The 13,861-nt window shown below is 62.7% G+C and carries 14 protein-coding genes; 6 read left to right on the forward strand and 8 right to left on the reverse strand.

The genetic code is table 11. The features are described from left to right. Window positions 1–13: 13 nt before the first annotated feature. Window positions 14–829 (reverse strand): endonuclease/exonuclease/phosphatase family protein, encoded by an 816-nt coding sequence (locus NKG60_RS07390; protein WP_473599676.1) that lies wholly within the window; start codon window positions 827–829, stop codon window positions 14–16. Window positions 830–1,010: 181 nt separating this feature from the next. Here NKG60_RS07390 and NKG60_RS07395 point away from each other — a divergent pair, with 181 nt between their 5' ends. Next, window positions 1,011–1,421, forward strand: coding sequence for a DUF427 domain-containing protein (locus NKG60_RS07395; RefSeq protein ID WP_352663813.1), 411 nt, complete (start codon window positions 1,011–1,013; stop codon window positions 1,419–1,421). Between the two features lie 31 nt (window positions 1,422–1,452). On the opposite strand, the gene NKG60_RS07400 is transcribed toward NKG60_RS07395, so the two are convergent. The 4 genes from NKG60_RS07400 to ku form a co-directional block, all read right to left on the reverse strand. Continuing rightward, the gene (locus tag NKG60_RS07400) at window positions 1,453–1,869 is read right to left on the reverse strand and encodes an HD domain-containing protein (protein ID WP_352663811.1); all 417 of its coding nucleotides are present in this window, start codon (window positions 1,867–1,869) and stop codon (window positions 1,453–1,455) included. Window positions 1,870–2,000: 131 nt separating this feature from the next. Further along, on the reverse strand, window positions 2,001–2,372 hold the full coding sequence (locus tag NKG60_RS07405) for an avidin/streptavidin family protein (RefSeq protein ID WP_352663809.1): 372 nt from the start codon (window positions 2,370–2,372) through the stop codon (window positions 2,001–2,003). A 75-nt stretch (window positions 2,373–2,447) separates the two neighbouring features. After that, on the reverse strand, window positions 2,448–3,848 hold the full coding sequence (locus tag NKG60_RS07410) for a PAS domain-containing HWE histidine kinase family protein (RefSeq protein WP_352974696.1): 1,401 nt from the start codon (window positions 3,846–3,848) through the stop codon (window positions 2,448–2,450). 93 nt (window positions 3,849–3,941) lie between these two features. Continuing rightward, window positions 3,942–4,775 carry a non-homologous end joining protein Ku gene (ku, locus tag NKG60_RS07415; protein WP_352663951.1) on the reverse strand — a complete coding sequence of 278 codons (834 nt, stop codon included), beginning with the start codon at window positions 4,773–4,775 and terminating at the stop codon, window positions 3,942–3,944. 127 nt (window positions 4,776–4,902) lie between these two features. Here ku and NKG60_RS07420 point away from each other — a divergent pair, with 127 nt between their 5' ends. Beyond that, entirely contained in the window at window positions 4,903–5,367 is a 465-nt protein-coding gene (locus NKG60_RS07420) for an NUDIX hydrolase (protein ID WP_352663805.1), read from the forward strand. A gap of 48 nt (window positions 5,368–5,415) precedes the next feature. Here NKG60_RS07420 and NKG60_RS07425 read toward each other — a convergent pair whose 3' ends face one another. Continuing rightward, the gene (locus NKG60_RS07425) at window positions 5,416–6,021 is read right to left on the reverse strand and encodes an alpha-ketoglutarate-dependent dioxygenase AlkB (RefSeq protein ID WP_352663803.1); all 606 of its coding nucleotides are present in this window, start codon (window positions 6,019–6,021) and stop codon (window positions 5,416–5,418) included. A 129-nt stretch (window positions 6,022–6,150) separates the two neighbouring features. On the opposite strand from NKG60_RS07425, the gene NKG60_RS07430 reads away from it, so the two are divergent. Together NKG60_RS07430 and NKG60_RS07435 are read left to right on the forward strand one after the other, a co-directional pair. Further along, on the forward strand, window positions 6,151–6,366 hold the full coding sequence (locus NKG60_RS07430) for a KTSC domain-containing protein (RefSeq protein ID WP_352663801.1): 216 nt from the start codon (window positions 6,151–6,153) through the stop codon (window positions 6,364–6,366). A 114-nt stretch (window positions 6,367–6,480) separates the two neighbouring features. Next, complete coding sequence (locus tag NKG60_RS07435) at window positions 6,481–7,563, forward strand: sensor histidine kinase (RefSeq protein WP_352663799.1); 1,083 nt, start codon at window positions 6,481–6,483, stop codon at window positions 7,561–7,563. Window positions 7,564–7,586: 23 nt separating this feature from the next. Here the strand turns inward: NKG60_RS07435 and NKG60_RS07440 are convergent, their stop codons facing one another. Together NKG60_RS07440 and NKG60_RS07445 are read right to left on the reverse strand one after the other, a co-directional pair. Continuing rightward, the gene (locus NKG60_RS07440; RefSeq protein ID WP_352663797.1) at window positions 7,587–8,768 is read right to left on the reverse strand and encodes an acetate/propionate family kinase; all 1,182 of its coding nucleotides are present in this window, start codon (window positions 8,766–8,768) and stop codon (window positions 7,587–7,589) included. After that, the gene (locus NKG60_RS07445) at window positions 8,768–11,179 is read right to left on the reverse strand and encodes a phosphoketolase family protein (protein ID WP_352974698.1); all 2,412 of its coding nucleotides are present in this window, start codon (window positions 11,177–11,179) and stop codon (window positions 8,768–8,770) included. The genes NKG60_RS07440 and NKG60_RS07445 overlap by 1 nt, the downstream gene beginning before the upstream one ends. A gap of 295 nt (window positions 11,180–11,474) precedes the next feature. Here NKG60_RS07445 and NKG60_RS07450 point away from each other — a divergent pair, with 295 nt between their 5' ends. Both NKG60_RS07450 and NKG60_RS07455 read left to right on the forward strand, forming a co-directional pair. Further along, window positions 11,475–13,475, forward strand: a complete 2,001-nt coding sequence (locus tag NKG60_RS07450) for a protein-L-isoaspartate(D-aspartate) O-methyltransferase (RefSeq protein ID WP_352663793.1) — start codon at window positions 11,475–11,477, stop codon at window positions 13,473–13,475. A 47-nt stretch (window positions 13,476–13,522) separates the two neighbouring features. Then, window positions 13,523–13,768 (forward strand): hypothetical protein, encoded by a 246-nt coding sequence (locus tag NKG60_RS07455; RefSeq protein WP_023720508.1) that lies wholly within the window; start codon window positions 13,523–13,525, stop codon window positions 13,766–13,768. Window positions 13,769–13,861 lie beyond the last annotated feature (93 nt).

Consider the following 13,861-nt stretch of genomic DNA (forward strand, 5'->3'; position numbering starts at 1 on the left):
CAACCCTTCAGGGTCATTCTGGTTGCAGTCGCGGCTGACGTATCGCGTCCAGGTTCAGCCGGGCCTTGATCGGCAGATGATCGGAAGCCCGTTGCGCCAGCGGCGTCTTGTGCACCTCGATGCTGGAAATCAGGTGCGGCGGCCTGGCCAGGATGCGGTCGAGCGCAAACAGCGGAAAGCGCGACGGAAAGCTCGGCAGAACCGCATCGATCGGACCGAAATGCGGAAGCAGGGCCAGCAGCGAAGACCTGTTGCGGACGCGCCATTCGTTGAGGTCGCCAAGCAGGATTGTTGGCCGCAGAACCGGGTGCGTGGCTTCGACCAGCGCGTTGGCCTGCTGCGAGCGCGACCGCCGCAGCAAGCCAAAATGTGCGGCTATGATCCTGAGCGAAACGCCCTTCAGTTCCAGGTCCACGATGACCGCACCGCGCGGCTCGAGGCCGGGCAGCCGGAGCTGGTTCACGCTTTCGACCACGCCACGGCGTGCCAGGATCAGATTTCCGTGCCAGCCATGGCTGCGGCGGTTTTCCGGGACATGGGTGGGGACGAGATCGCTGTCCCGCTCGAGCGCTGCGAGATCCAGCAATCCCTGCCTGCTTCCGGTTCTTTCGTCGGCCTCCTGCAAGGCAATGATATCGGCATCGAGTTCCCTAACCACGGCTGCGACCCGCTCCGGATCGAACCTGCCGTCGGTGCCGACGCATTTATGCACATTGTAGGATGCGACCGTGGTGCACGAAATTTCATTGCCGGGCGCGGCAAACCGCGGCACTTCCCTTCGCAGCGCAGCGCCAAGCGACCTTGGAAGGGTAGGCGATCGATCCAGCATGTGATCCATTTGCTGTTGAGTCGGTGAGTGGCGGCCATTGCGATTATGGCGCGTGCGGAGGTCTGAAACAACGGCGACCTTGCAAAACCGTTCCACCACCGGCCTCGGCGCGCCCGCCGTCTGGAACCCTGACGGGCAACAACACGTTTCGGGAGGGCAGCGCAGTCAACGGAGAAGTCGAATGCAGCCCTTAGCCGCAAATTCCGCCCCCCGGCCAGGCCCGCTCAGCATTGTCCCGTTCGACGGAACCGTAACCGTTCGGTTCTCCGACGCGATTATTGCGTCGAGCGACCGGGCAAAGCTGCTCTACGAAGACGGCCATGATCCTGTCTTCTACATACCCTTCGAGGACATCTATTTCGACCTTCTGGAGAAGGCGAACACAACGAGCCACAGCCCGCTGAAGGGCACGGCAAGCTATTGGCGTGTTCATGCGGTCGGTTCGTCGGCAGAAGACTTCATGTGGGCCTACGAGACGCCCGACACCCCGGCATTGGCGATCGCCCGCCACGGCGCGTTCGATCCCGGCAGGGCGCGGATCGAGGCCGATCCCGCGGAGGACAAGCGGCATACGCCGCACGTCACCGAATAGATCCAAATCAGCGACAGGCGCCAGCCTTCCGTCAGCTCGAGAACTCTTCTCTGAGAATACGCAAGCCGTCTTCGTATTTCGCTGTCGACGCCCCGATCTGCCGTGCCTGCCATAGATTGTCGACAAGATCGGCGCGCTTGACCGGCAATGCCAACGGATTGACCGCGGCCCTGCGAACGAAAGCGGCATCGTCCTCGTTCGGCAGCCGCGTCATGGCGTCGATGGCAGACACGATGGACGGCCCGAACCCGGCCGCCTCAAGCCGGTCGCGGTTCCAGCCGTCGCCTTTTTCGATGACATCGTGAAGATAGGCAATGGCTTTCTGGTCGAGCGTTTCGACGGCATCGACGACCCGGCGGCAATGTTCGATATAAGGCCGCCCTGTCTTGTCCGTCTGCCCGGCATGAGCCTGTTCGGCGATTTTTGCTGCGCGATAAAGCACGCTCATTGGGTCGATCCCCGTAACGAACAGCGCATGTCCTGGCGCACCAACGCGCCATCGTCAGTGCGAGTTCCTACGCGCCGCGGGACCCTACTGCCTCGCCTGCGCGCTGAGTGCCGCGGTGGCGGGCGCGATAGTCAGGCGACGCGTTCAAAACTGTCGAGGCTGGTTCCAAACGCGCGCCAGGCGGGGAGTTTCCTGGCACGGGCCGGGGCACCTTCCTTTTCCGCCGACAAAGCGGCATCTGCAACGGTGTGCCACAGCATCTCCAGCTTCCCGTTCCTGAGTATCCCGGTATAGCTCACCGCCGCGGCTCCGACCCGCCCTTCGGCCGCGCAGGTGAATCCGATGACGTCTCCATGGCAGGCTCCGAACAGCGGCACGGTCATGCCGAAGAAGGCGCTGTCCTCCAGCGCCGTCCTGAAGGTTCCGCTGATCCGTCCGCCCTCTTCGCTGGTCAGTTCGACGACCGACCCGTACTGGTTCCGCCAGGTGCCCAGCCAACTCATCGCTGCTCCTCCTGATTGCTACCATAGGGATTGCGCTGCCAGACGGCCGCCAAGCCGCGGCCGAGGTAGCGGCCTTTAATCAGCCGCGATGCCGGCCGTCGACATCTGAACGAAGCGCAGCGGCGCTTCCAGCGTCCAGGTGATGCCGTGCCTGGCGAATTCCAGGCGGCCCGTGCCGCTGAGCGCCTGCGGCGTGACGCGTTTGAGCACAACCGTTCCGAAACCGCGTCGCGCGTTTTCATCGACCAATGGTCCGTCCAGTTCCCGCCAGACAAGGCGGAAGCCATCGCTGCCGTCGGCGGCTGACGTCACGGTCCATTCGACCTCGACCCGTCCGTCATAGTACGACAGTGCTCCGTGCTTTACCGAATTGGTGGCCAGCTCGTGAAAGGCAATGCCGAGATATTGCACCGCGTTCGGCTGCAGCATGATCATCGGCCCGCTCATCGTCAGACGGGCCTGTGTCGCGAAGGCCTTGGTCTGGGCATGGATCAATTCGCCGATAGTCGCGCCACGCCATTCGGCATCGACCAGCAGATCGTGCGACTCCGACAGCGCCATGATGCGTTCCCGGACCTGTGAAAGGAAAGCCTCGGGCGTCCCCGCCAGCTTGCTGGTCTCGCGGATCATCGAGACGATCACCGAATACTGGTTTTTGACGCGGTGGTTGACTTCGCGCATGAGGGTGCGGATGCGCCGTTCGCTCTCCTTGTGCGGGCTGATGTCGCGCGCGATCTTGGAGGCGCCGATGATACGACCGATGCCGTCGCGTATCGGCGAGATGGTGAGCGAAACCGGTACCAGGGTGCCGTCCTTGCGCTGCCGGATCGTCTCGTATGAGGGAATCCGTTCGCCGACGCGAATGCGGCTGATGATCATGGCTTCCTCATCCAGGTGGTCGGGCGGGATGAGGATCGTCACCGGGCGCCCGATCGCCTCGGCGGGCGTGTAGCCGAACAGGCGCTGTGCCGCGTCGTTCCAACTGGTGATAATGCCGTTCAGGTCTTTCGACACGATCGCGTCCATCGAGGATTCGACGATGGCAGCGAGCCTTATGCCGGCGTCGTCAGCCAGCGCCTGGGTGCGCAGGTCGAGCAAGGTGTTGATGGCGCCGACGACCTCGCCGCGTACATTGCGAAGCAGGACCGGGTGCGCGCTGAACGGGATGAACTGGCCGTCCGGCCGCTCGGCGATCGCCCGGCCCCCACGAACGTCCCGCTCCTCCAGCAAGGCAACGGCCATCGGACATTCGTCGTGCGCCATCGGTCGCCCGTCAAGGTGGCGAAGCTTCCATGAACCGCACCAGCGGTCCTGGCCAAGCATCGGACGATGTCCCCAGAGATCGGCAGCGGCTTCGTTGAAGAAGGTGATGTAGCCTTGTCTGTCGGTGGTGTAGACGGCCACAGGCAACGCCTGCATCAGGTCGGCGGAAGAAACTTGCGGGATTCCGCCAGTCCTTAGTTCAACGACGTCCACCAGTCCCCCGCTCCGCTTAGCTTGCCGACGGATTGCTACGTCATCTAAATGCGTGCGAGTGTTTTCGGTTCCGTTCGATCTGCTTTCGGACATTCAGGCCGATTTGCGTTTCGCCGCCGCCCTCGGACTTTTGTTCGGAGCCTTGCCGCCCTCCTGCGCCAGGCTCTTGCGCAGAACATCGGCGAGATTGACGACGTTCGTCCTCGGCTCGGGTGCCGGCTTGGGCGGTTTCTTGCCCTTGCGCTTGGCTTCGATCATCGCAACCAGCGCCTGTTCATAAGTGTCTTCGAACTTCGACGGGTCGAATTTGGCCGGCTTCTTGTCGATCAGCAATTGCGCGATTTCCAGCATCTCGGGATCGACCTTGCGAGCCTTCAGCCCTTCGAACACCGTGTCCGCCGCGACCACTTCATTGTGGTTGCGTAATTCCGTCATCACCATGCCCTTGCCCAGCGGCTGGATCAGCACCTCTCGGCCACGCTGGTACAGCACGACGCAGGACCGGGCTGCCACTTTCTTCCTGGCCATGGCGTCCCGGATCACCGCGAATGCCTCCGTGGAGGGCACATCGGCCGGGACCAGATAATAGGGCTTTTCGAGGTAGCGTGCGTCGATTTCGGCGGTAGGCACAAACTCCCCGATCTCGAGCGTGTGCTGCGACACCATCTTTAGTTTCTTGATTTCGTCCGGCTCTATGCGGATGAATTCGCCCTTCTCGACCTCATAGCCCTTTACCTGGTCGGCAGCCTCCACCGTGTCGCCGGTCTCCTCGTCGATATAAGCGCTCTTGACGGGGAGACCGTCCTTGCGGTTCAGGATCCTGAAATGCACTTTCTCGGACTCGCTGACGGCGCCGATAATCTTGACGCCACAGGAAACCGATCCGACTTTCATAAAGCCCTTCCAGGCAGCTCGCGGCGTCGCCATGTCAATCACACTCATTTGCCGAACGGACGGAACGGCTGCGAGCAGAAATCGTTCCGCCGTGGGAGGCTGCTCCACATGCCGGCCAGGACGAGAACGTTCGTTTGATTTTCGTCAGGGGAATAGCGGAATGGCCAAACGCAGCGCAGGGTTGCTCATTTATCGCCAAAGCCGAGGTTCACTTCAGGTGTTGCTGGTGCATCCGGGCGGCCCATTCTGGGCGAAGAAAGACGACGGCGCATGGTCGATCCCGAAGGGCTTGGTCGACGAGAACGAGGACGAGCTGACGGCGGCCAAACGCGAAGCCGAAGAGGAGCTCGGCATCGCCATCGATGGAGTTTTCGAACACCTTGGCAGCTATCGGCAGCCGGGCGGCAAGCTCGTCGTCGCATGGTGCGTCGAAGCAGACTTCGACAGCGACGCCATAAGCAGCAACACCTTCGTCATGGAATGGCCACCACGGTCCGGCTCGATGAAGGAATTTGCCGAAGTCGACAGAGCGGGCTGGTTCTCCCTGCCGGAAGCCAACCTCAAGATTCTGAAAGGCCAGCGCGCCATGCTGGCGGATTTTGCCGGTCGGCATGGCGACCGATGAACCGTATCGGCTTGGTAGTTCAGGGCTGCGCCGGCTTGCCTCACCGTGCTATCCCAAGCGAATTTGAGCGCGCAGTGTGCGCAACGTGATCGAATAGCGATGCTCGGCAACCGGCGGAATGCTGTGCTCCCATTCGCTGCGCGCAGCGCCCGTCATCAGATAGGCCGACCTTGGCTCGACGGTGACCGTCTTGCGATCCCATCGCGTGCCGTTTTTCCGGCGCAGGCGGAAGCTGCAGGCGGCCAGCAGGGAAACGCCGGCGACCGCCTCGAAATGAGGCTTATCGCGGTGCCAGCCGATACCGGCGCCCGGCCGGTATTCGTTGATCAGCACCTGCACGAAGGTCTCGGCCGGCAGGCGGGCAAAGGCTGCAACCTTTTCCCTGAGCGGCAGCAGAAAGCCGGGTATCGGCGGTGCCTCGACGACTTCGCGCCGGTCGTAGTCGTAACGCAGCCCGAAGCCGACCACCCGCCGGTTTGCCAGATGGCCGTGAAAGTCGAAGGCCTGAAAAGGCAGGCTTGCCAGCTGGCTCGCCAACGCTGCTTCTTCCTCCGGCGTGATCATTTCAGGCTGGTAGTGAAATCCTTCCGGCAGGTCGTCGGTGGCGGCAAAGAGATCGCCCTGGCGGGCAGCCGATGTCTTGGGCGATGGCATCAACCGTATTTGGTGAAGCCGGCCCGTAGCGGCAAGGCTGCTTCGGCAGCAAGGAACCTCGCCCTCCGTGCAGGGTTATTCACACGGCGGCATGGAACGGAGCACTGCCGAGCATTGGACCTGTCGAGGATGCCTTCAACTGCGATCAGAAACATCGATTACCAGCCGGCGACGAGGGTACTCTCGGTATGGTTCGTCCCCAGCGGAAACCGCTATGACTACGAGGACGTGCCGCCGCAGGTCCACGCGGCATTCCGCAAAGCCTTGTCAAAGGGCCGGTTCTTCAACGAACATATTCGCGACCGGTACAAATACCATCTGGTCGAGCAGAGCCATTCGAGCTGAGCCTTCAGACGCTTCTCAACCACGATCTCGGCTCCGCGCGACAATGAGCGGACTTCGCAGTTGGCGAGTGACCTGATATTAATCATGGTCCCACCCGAAGACCGAAAGCCTGGAATGTCCGCCGAAGCTGAAAAAACCGAGCAGCTCCAGCAATTGCTCGACAACCTCGATCTGGCGGGCGCCCTGGACAGTGACGGTTACAAGCGGTTCCTCGACCAGCTGCCGATTGCGATCGCAATTTCCGATTTGAGCGGCGATGAACGTGTTGTCTATGTCAATTCCGAGTTCCAGAAATTGTCGGGCGTTTCCGTCGCAGAACTGGAGCGCCGCAACTGGGCTGCACTGAGCGGAGAAGGCTTGGGCGAGAACAAGGACCGGTCGCTGGCCCGCGCCATCGTCGAGGACATCGACCGGGCGGGAACCTTTAGCCTGCAACGTGCCGACACAGCGCCGGTCATCATCGATGTGTATTCGAACCTGATCGAGGACGAGCGCGGGCGACCGTCCTTTCGACTGGTCGCCCTTGTCGATGTTACCGCGCACAAGGCAAGTGACAGCGAAGCCTTCGAACAACGCATCCGGGAAAAGGACATGCTGCTGCGCGAGTTGCAGCATCGGATGAAGAACAATCTCCAGATGATCACAGCTCTCATCAGATTGGAGGCTCGCAGCGCGGCGTCGCCCGATCAGAAACGTTTCGAGCGCCTCGCCGGCCGCGTCGATGCGCTCGCAATTCTCTACCAGACGCTGTCGGTCGACGAACAGAAAGCCGAAGTGGACCTTGGCGTCTATCTCAGCCAGATCGCTTCCGCCGTGATGACCTCGCACGCCGTGCAAGGCATCCGGCTGGACATGAAGGTCGACACCTATCCGGTGTCCATCAATGTGGCGATGCCAACGGGTCTGGTGGCCAATGAGCTTTTGACGAACGCGCTAAAACACGCCTTTCTGGATCGCGAAGGCGGGACGATCACGCTGCGGAGTGTTGTCGACGACGATGGTTTTCGCGTCGTGGTCGCCGATGACGGCATCGGCCTGCCCGAAGGCGAGACCTGGCCGAAACCCGGCAAGCTCGGAGCATTGATCGCTCAATCACTGATCGAAAATGCCAAAGCCCGGTTCGAGGTGGATTCTGCCCCCGGCAAAGGAACGCGGGTGACCATCGTCTTCAACAGATCGGCCGCGCTCGCGACGTAGCCGGTCGAGCAAGGCCGTCCGCATCAGCCGAGCCCCTCCATCACCTTGCGGGTGTGGCGGGCGATGACACCTTCTTCGTCGGTTGCGATGACGCGGGCTTCGACCTTGCTGTCCGCTTGGCTTATGAGCGCTTCATGGGATTTGTTGGCGGCCTCGTCTATCGCCACGCCGAGCCAGCCAAGTCTGTCGCAAATCGCTTTGCGGGCCGGGGCAGAGTGCTCGCCGATGCCCCCACTGAACACTAGGCATTCCAGCCCGCCCAGCGTGTTGGCGAGGGCGGCAACTTCCCTGGCGGCGCGGAAGGCGAAAAGCTCCACCGCTTCGCGAGCCCGGCGGTCGTTGCTGGCTTCCAGCGTGCGCATGTCGCCGGAAATGCCGGACACGCCGAGCAAGCCGGATTCCTCGTACAGCATGTCTTGCAGCGCTTCTCCCGAAACGCCTCTTTCCAGCAGCAGGTATAAAAGCACGCCCGGATCGATGGCGCCGCAGCGTGTGCCCATGACCAGGCCGTCAAGCGCCGAAAAGCCCATCGTCGTATCGACGCTTCGCCCGTCGCGCATGGCGCACAGGCTCGCCCCGTTGCCGAGATGGGCGACGATGGTTCTTTTCGCCGCCAGTTCGGGCGATATCTGCTTGAGCCAGCCGGCGACATATTCGTAGGAAAGCCCGTGAAAGCCGTAGCGGTGGATGCCGTCCGCCTCGTAGCGGCGCGGCAGCGCGAAACGGCTGACCAGAGGCTCGATGGCCCGATGGAAGGCCGTGTCGAAACATCCGACCTGCGGCAGGTCGGGCCGCAACGCGGCAAGCGCCCGGATTGGTGCGAGGCTGCGTGGCTGGTGCAGTGGCGCAAGCGGGGTCAGCCCGTCGAGAGCCTCGATAACTGTCGGCGTCAGGCGGACAGGTTCGACGAACTCGCGTCCGCCATGGACGATGCGATGGCCAGCGGCAATCAATTTCCGTCCGCCAAGTTCGTTCTCGATCCATTGCAGCATCTGGCCGATGCCCATGTCGCGTGATGCGGCTGCGGCAAGCGGCCGATCGCACTGCAGCTCCCCATCGGCAGCTTTTGCGGTCAGCCTTGGCGCGTCGCCCAGATCCAGCGAACCGCGCGAGGCAAGATCCAGCTCGGCGGATGCCGCAAGGTCGTAAAGTCTGAACTTGATGCTCGACGAGCCGGCATTCAACGCAAGGATCGATCGTCGCATCAATCGTCGGCCCTCGTCGCGCTGTCCTGTGGCCAGGACCATTTCTGGATCTCGGGCATGTCCTCGCCTTGTTCGCGGACATAGGCCTTGTGCTCAGCCAATTTCGCATGCAGCGCCGCGGCAAGCTCCTTCGCCCGCTCGGCCAGCCCCGGCACGCGCGCGATCGCGGCGAGCGCCAGATGATAGCGGTCGAGCTGGTTGAGCACCACCATGTCGAACGGCGTCGTCGTCGTGCCTTCCTCGCGAAAGCCATGCACATGCATGTTGTCGTGATTGGCGCGCCGGTAGGTCAGACGGTGAATGAGATAGGGGTAGCCGTGATAGGCGAAGATGACCGGCTTGGCCCTGGTGAACAGTGCGTCGAATCTGTCGTCGGCAAAGCCATGCGGATGCTCGGAATTCGACTGCAAAATCATCAGGTCGACGACATTGACGACGCGGATCTTCAGGTCCGGAACGCCCGAGCGCAGGAGGTCGGCTGCGGCAAGGGTCTCCAGTGTCGGCACGTCGCCGGCGCAGGCCAGGACCACATCCGGGTCTTCGCCCTTGGCCACCGTCCCGGCCCATTCCCAGATGCCGGCGCCGGCCTTGCAGTGCGCTTCCGCGTCTTCGACGGACAGCCATTGCGGCGCCGGCTGCTTGCCGGCGACGATGACGTTGATGCGGTTGTAGGTTTTCAGGCAATGGTCGGTGATCCACAGCAGCGTGTTGGCATCCGGCGGGAAGTAGAGCCTTACCGTGTCGGCCTTCTTGTTGGCGACGAAATCGGCAAAGCCCGGGTCCTGATGACTGAAGCCGTTGTGATCCTGCCGCCAGACATGCGAGGTCAGCAGGTAGTTCAGCGAGGCGATCGGCTTGCGCCAGGCAAGTTCGCCGGAGGTCTTCAGCCATTTGGCGTGCTGGTTGACCATGGAATCCACGATGTGGACGAACGCCTCGTAGCACGAGAACAGGCCGTGGCGGCCGGTAAGCAGATAGCCCTCCAGCCAGCCTTGGCAAAGGTGCTCGCTGAGCACTTCCATGACGCGGCCGTCGCGGGAAAGATGGACGTCGTAAGGCTCGATCCGCTCCATCCAGACGCGGTCCGTAACCTCGAACACGTCGTCGAGGCGGTTGGAGGATGTCTCGTCCGGCCCCATCAGCCGGAAATTCCTGGCCTTGGCGTTCAAGCGTATCACGTCGCGAAGGTAGCTTCCGACGGTCCGCGTCGCCTCTCCGACGGTACCGCCCGGACGCGGTACGTCGAGCGCCAGGCCTTTCCAATCGGGAAGCACGAGGTCTTGTTTCAGCAACCCGCCATTGGCGAAGGGGATTGCGCCCATGCGTCTTGGCCCTGTCGGCGCAAGTGCTGCGAGCTCCGGCAGGAGATGCCCGCCTTTGTCGAACAGTTTTTCCGGCTCGTAGCTGCGCATCCAGTCTTCGAGGATCTGGCGGTGCGCCGCGTCGCCACGCGCGTTCGACACCGGTACCTGGTGCGAGCGCCAGAAATCCTCGACCTTCTTGCCGTCGACCTCTTTCGGCCCGGTCCAGCCCTTGGGGCTGCGCAGCACGATCATCGGCCACAGCGGCCGCTCTCCCTTCCAGCCCGCGGCTCGTGCAGGCTCCTGGATGGGGTGGATCCGGTCGAGCACGGTATCGAGCGTGCGCGCCATCTCGCGATGCATCGCGGCAGGATCATGACCTTCCACGAAGAAGGTTTCGTAGCCATAGCCGAGGAACAGGCTGCGCAATGCCTCGTCTTCCATGCGGCCGAGGATCGTCGGGCCGGCGATCTTGTAGCCGTTGAGATGCAGGATCGGCAGGACGGCACCGTCGGATGCCGGGTTCAGGAACTTGTTGGAATGCCAGGCCGCGGCGAGCGGGCCTGTCTCAGCTTCGCCATCGCCGACGACGCAGGCAACGACAAGGTTCGGATTGTCGAAGGCGGCGCCGAACGCATGGACCAGAGCATAGCCGAGTTCTCCGCCTTCGTGGATCGAGCCGGGCGTCTCCGGAGCCGCGTGGCTCGGCACTCCGCCGGGAAACGAGAACTGCCGGAACAGCTTTCGCAGGCCGTCTTCGCCCCTGCCGACCTCGGGATAGATCTCGCTGTAGGTGCCCTCGAGCCAGGTGTTCGCGACCATTGCCGGGCCGCCATGACCCGGCCCGCAGATGAACAGAACATCGAGACCACGTTCACGGATGATCCGGTTCAGATGCACATAGATGAAATTGAGGCCGGGCGTTGTGCCCCAATGGCCGAGCAGCCGCGGCTTGATGTGCTCGGGCCGTAAGGGCTCGCGCAAGAGCGGATTGTCGAGCAGATAGATTTGGCCAACCGAAATGTAGTTCGCGGCGCGCCAGTAGCGGTCCAACAGATCGACCTGGTCAAGGCCGGTTGTTTGCGCAGCGGTGCGAGCCTCGTCGTTCATGGACATGCCTCCGGAATACCCTCGTCCGTCGTTATCTGGAGTGGCGTCGCGCCGGAGAAAGGATTTGCCTCGAAATAAGTTTGGGCGGTGCAGCCAGCGCCCGCTTGCCGATCCTGCAACCCGCCTCGCCGGACAGAAAGCGGGTCTCTCTTTTGGGGAACCTCAGGGCTCGCCAACGGTTAGGAAGATGCACCGTATGCATGAAATCCAAGTGGACTGCCGAGGCCCGGCATAACGACCGGCCAAAGTGCCGCTGAGCAGCTTGGGTGGCGGAAGCCCTAGGAGGAGCAGAAAGATGCTCGATCTCTCCCATGCCCGCAACCAAATGGTCGATATCCACCTGAGCCGCCGTGGCATTCGCGACCGCAATGTCCTTCAGGCGATGCGCGAGGTCCCGCGCGAGGCTTTCGTCGAGCCTGGTTTCGAAGAATTCGCCTATGAGGACGGGCCGCTGCCGATCGCCGAAGGTCAGACGATATCCCAGCCCTATATCGTTGCGTTCATGATCGAAATGGCGGAGGTCGGAGCCGGTGACCACGTCCTCGAGGTCGGCACCGGATCAGGCTATGCGGCTGCCGTAATGAGCCGTATCGTCGAACGCGTCTACACAATCGAGCGCCACGCCGCGTTGGCTGAAACGGCGAGGCAGCGGTTCAAAAAGCTCGGCTATGACAATATCGAAGTCCGCATCGGCGACGGCACCAAGGGCTGGCCAGAGGCGGCACCCTTCGATGCGATCCTGGTTGCGGCCGCCGGACCCGGCGCACCGCTCGCTCTGCAGGAACAGCTCGACGTCGCCGGCCGGCTTGTCATCCCGGTCGGCGACGAATTCGACTCGCAGCGCCTGCTCAAGGTCACACGGACCGGCGCAGCAACTTACACCGAGGAGGATTTCGGCGGCGTGCGGTTTGTTCCGCTGATCGGCGAGCAAGGCTGGGGCGAGCCAGGCAGCGACAGCCAGATAGCGGCCGAGCTTCCGCACCGGCATCAGCGCAGGAGCAGCCTGCCGCAGATGATCGCGGCCGCCGCCGAACCGCTTCCGGATTTCGACGATCCGGCCTTCGGTGCGCTGTTCGACCGGTTTGCCGACCGCCGCGTCGTTTTGCTCGGCGAAGCCAGCCACGGCACGTCGGAGTTCTATCGTGCGCGCGTCGCGATCACTCGCAGGCTGATCGAGAAGCATGGCTTCACCATCGTCGCGGTCGAGGCCGACTGGCCCGATGCCGCGACGATCGACCGCTACGTCCGCCATCGGTCGCCGCGGCCGGGCGCCGCGCCGCCGTTCCAGCGCTTTCCCACCTGGATGTGGCGCAACACCGACGTCGCGGCGTTCGTCGACTGGATGCGACAGCATAATGGGCGGATCAGCATATCCTCCCGGCGGGTCGGGTTCTATGGCCTCGACATCTACAATATGGGCGGATCGATCGCGGCTGTCCTGCAATATCTCGACCGCGTCGATCCGCGGGCGGCAAGGATCGCACGCGAACGCTACGGCTGCCTGACCCCGTGGCAGAACGACCCGGCCACCTATGGCCGTGTCGCACTCACCTCCGGCTACCGGCAATGCGAGAAGGCCGTGCTCGAGCAATGCCGGGAACTGCTTTCCAGAGAGCTCGACTATGCCCAGCAGGACGGCATCGATTTCCTCGACGCCACCCAGAACGCCCGCCTGGTCGCCTCCGCCGAGCGCTACTACCGCACCATGTATTACGGCGGCGCGCAGTCCTGGAACTTGCGCGACACCCACATGTTCGAAACGCTGGAGCACCTGCTTCAGGCCCGCGGCCCGGACGCCAAGGCGGTGGTCTGGGCTCATAATTCCCATATCGGCGATGCCCGCTATACCGAGATGGGGATCGTCAGGGACGAATTGAACATCGGCCAGCTCTGTCGCCAGCGTTTTGGCGACGAGGTTGCCTTGATTGGGCTCAGTACTCATTCCGGGACGGTGGCAGCCGCCACCGACTGGGACGGCGACATGGAAGTGAAACCGGTGCGGCCTTCCCACAACGACAGCTATGAGCGGCTTTGCCACGACAGCGGCGTCTCGCCTTTCCTGCTCGATTTCGAGCGCGACGACACGCTGCGCGAACGGCTTCTGGAGCGCCGGCTGGAACGCTTTATCGGCGTCATCTACCGGCCCGAAACCGAGCTCCACAGCCATTATGCGGACGCCTCGCTCGCCCGCCAGTTCGATGCTTTCGTCTGGTTCGATGAAACCAGTGCCGTGACGCCGCTTGGGCCGGAACATGTGGGGACAGGCCTTCCCGAGACCTATCCTTTCGGGCTGTAGCGAATTGGACCCTGGGAAAGCGGAAAATAGAAAGAAGGAGGTCACCGATGGCCGGAAAAAAGACCCATGAGCAGCAATTGCGCATCATCGAAGAGCGCGAGAACACGAAAAACGCCGGCAAGGATTTCGACGCCGAAGCGGATTTGAAAAAGACCAGGCAAGAGCGCGAGGCGTTCCGGCGCGGTGCCGAGCTCAGATCGGACCCGAAGGATATTGCCGATCCCGACGATCGCAACATCATCCGCGGCGAGCACCAGGAAAGCGCTCACAACAAGCATCGCGCCGACCGCTGAGCGGCCGGATCGCTTGACGTTAAGACAATACGGCGCCGGGTTCGTTCTCTGATCTGACGGATGCAGCGTCCGCGGCCGCAAATTGGCGGACGA

The organism is Mesorhizobium sp. M1428 (assembly GCF_040317515.1).
GTDB lineage: Bacteria > Pseudomonadota > Alphaproteobacteria > Rhizobiales > Rhizobiaceae > Mesorhizobium.

Bases quoted from the DNA above. Each gene is read 5' to 3' on its own strand.
- NKG60_RS07390 (WP_473599676.1), bottom strand. From the start codon at position 829: ATGCTGGATCGATCGCCTACCCTTCCAAGGTCGCTTGGCGCTGCGCTG.
- NKG60_RS07395 (WP_352663813.1), top strand. From the start codon at position 1,011: ATGCAGCCCTTAGCCGCAAATTCCGCCCCCCGGCCAGGCCCGCTCAGC.
- NKG60_RS07400 (WP_352663811.1), bottom strand. From the start codon at position 1,869: ATGAGCGTGCTTTATCGCGCAGCAAAAATCGCCGAACAGGCTCATGCC.
- NKG60_RS07405 (WP_352663809.1), bottom strand. From the start codon at position 2,372: ATGAGTTGGCTGGGCACCTGGCGGAACCAGTACGGGTCGGTCGTCGAA.
- ku (WP_352663951.1), bottom strand. From the start codon at position 4,775: ATGGCGACGCCGCGAGCTGCCTGGAAGGGCTTTATGAAAGTCGGATCG.
- NKG60_RS07420 (WP_352663805.1), top strand. From the start codon at position 4,903: ATGGCCAAACGCAGCGCAGGGTTGCTCATTTATCGCCAAAGCCGAGGT.
- NKG60_RS07425 (WP_352663803.1), bottom strand. From the start codon at position 6,021: ATGCCATCGCCCAAGACATCGGCTGCCCGCCAGGGCGATCTCTTTGCC.
- NKG60_RS07430 (WP_352663801.1), top strand. From the start codon at position 6,151: ATGCCTTCAACTGCGATCAGAAACATCGATTACCAGCCGGCGACGAGG.
- NKG60_RS07435 (WP_352663799.1), top strand. From the start codon at position 6,481: ATGTCCGCCGAAGCTGAAAAAACCGAGCAGCTCCAGCAATTGCTCGAC.
- NKG60_RS07440 (WP_352663797.1), bottom strand. From the start codon at position 8,768: ATGCGACGATCGATCCTTGCGTTGAATGCCGGCTCGTCGAGCATCAAG.
- NKG60_RS07445 (WP_352974698.1), bottom strand. From the start codon at position 11,179: ATGAACGACGAGGCTCGCACCGCTGCGCAAACAACCGGCCTTGACCAG.
- NKG60_RS07450 (WP_352663793.1), top strand. From the start codon at position 11,475: ATGCTCGATCTCTCCCATGCCCGCAACCAAATGGTCGATATCCACCTG.
- NKG60_RS07455 (WP_023720508.1), top strand. From the start codon at position 13,523: ATGGCCGGAAAAAAGACCCATGAGCAGCAATTGCGCATCATCGAAGAG.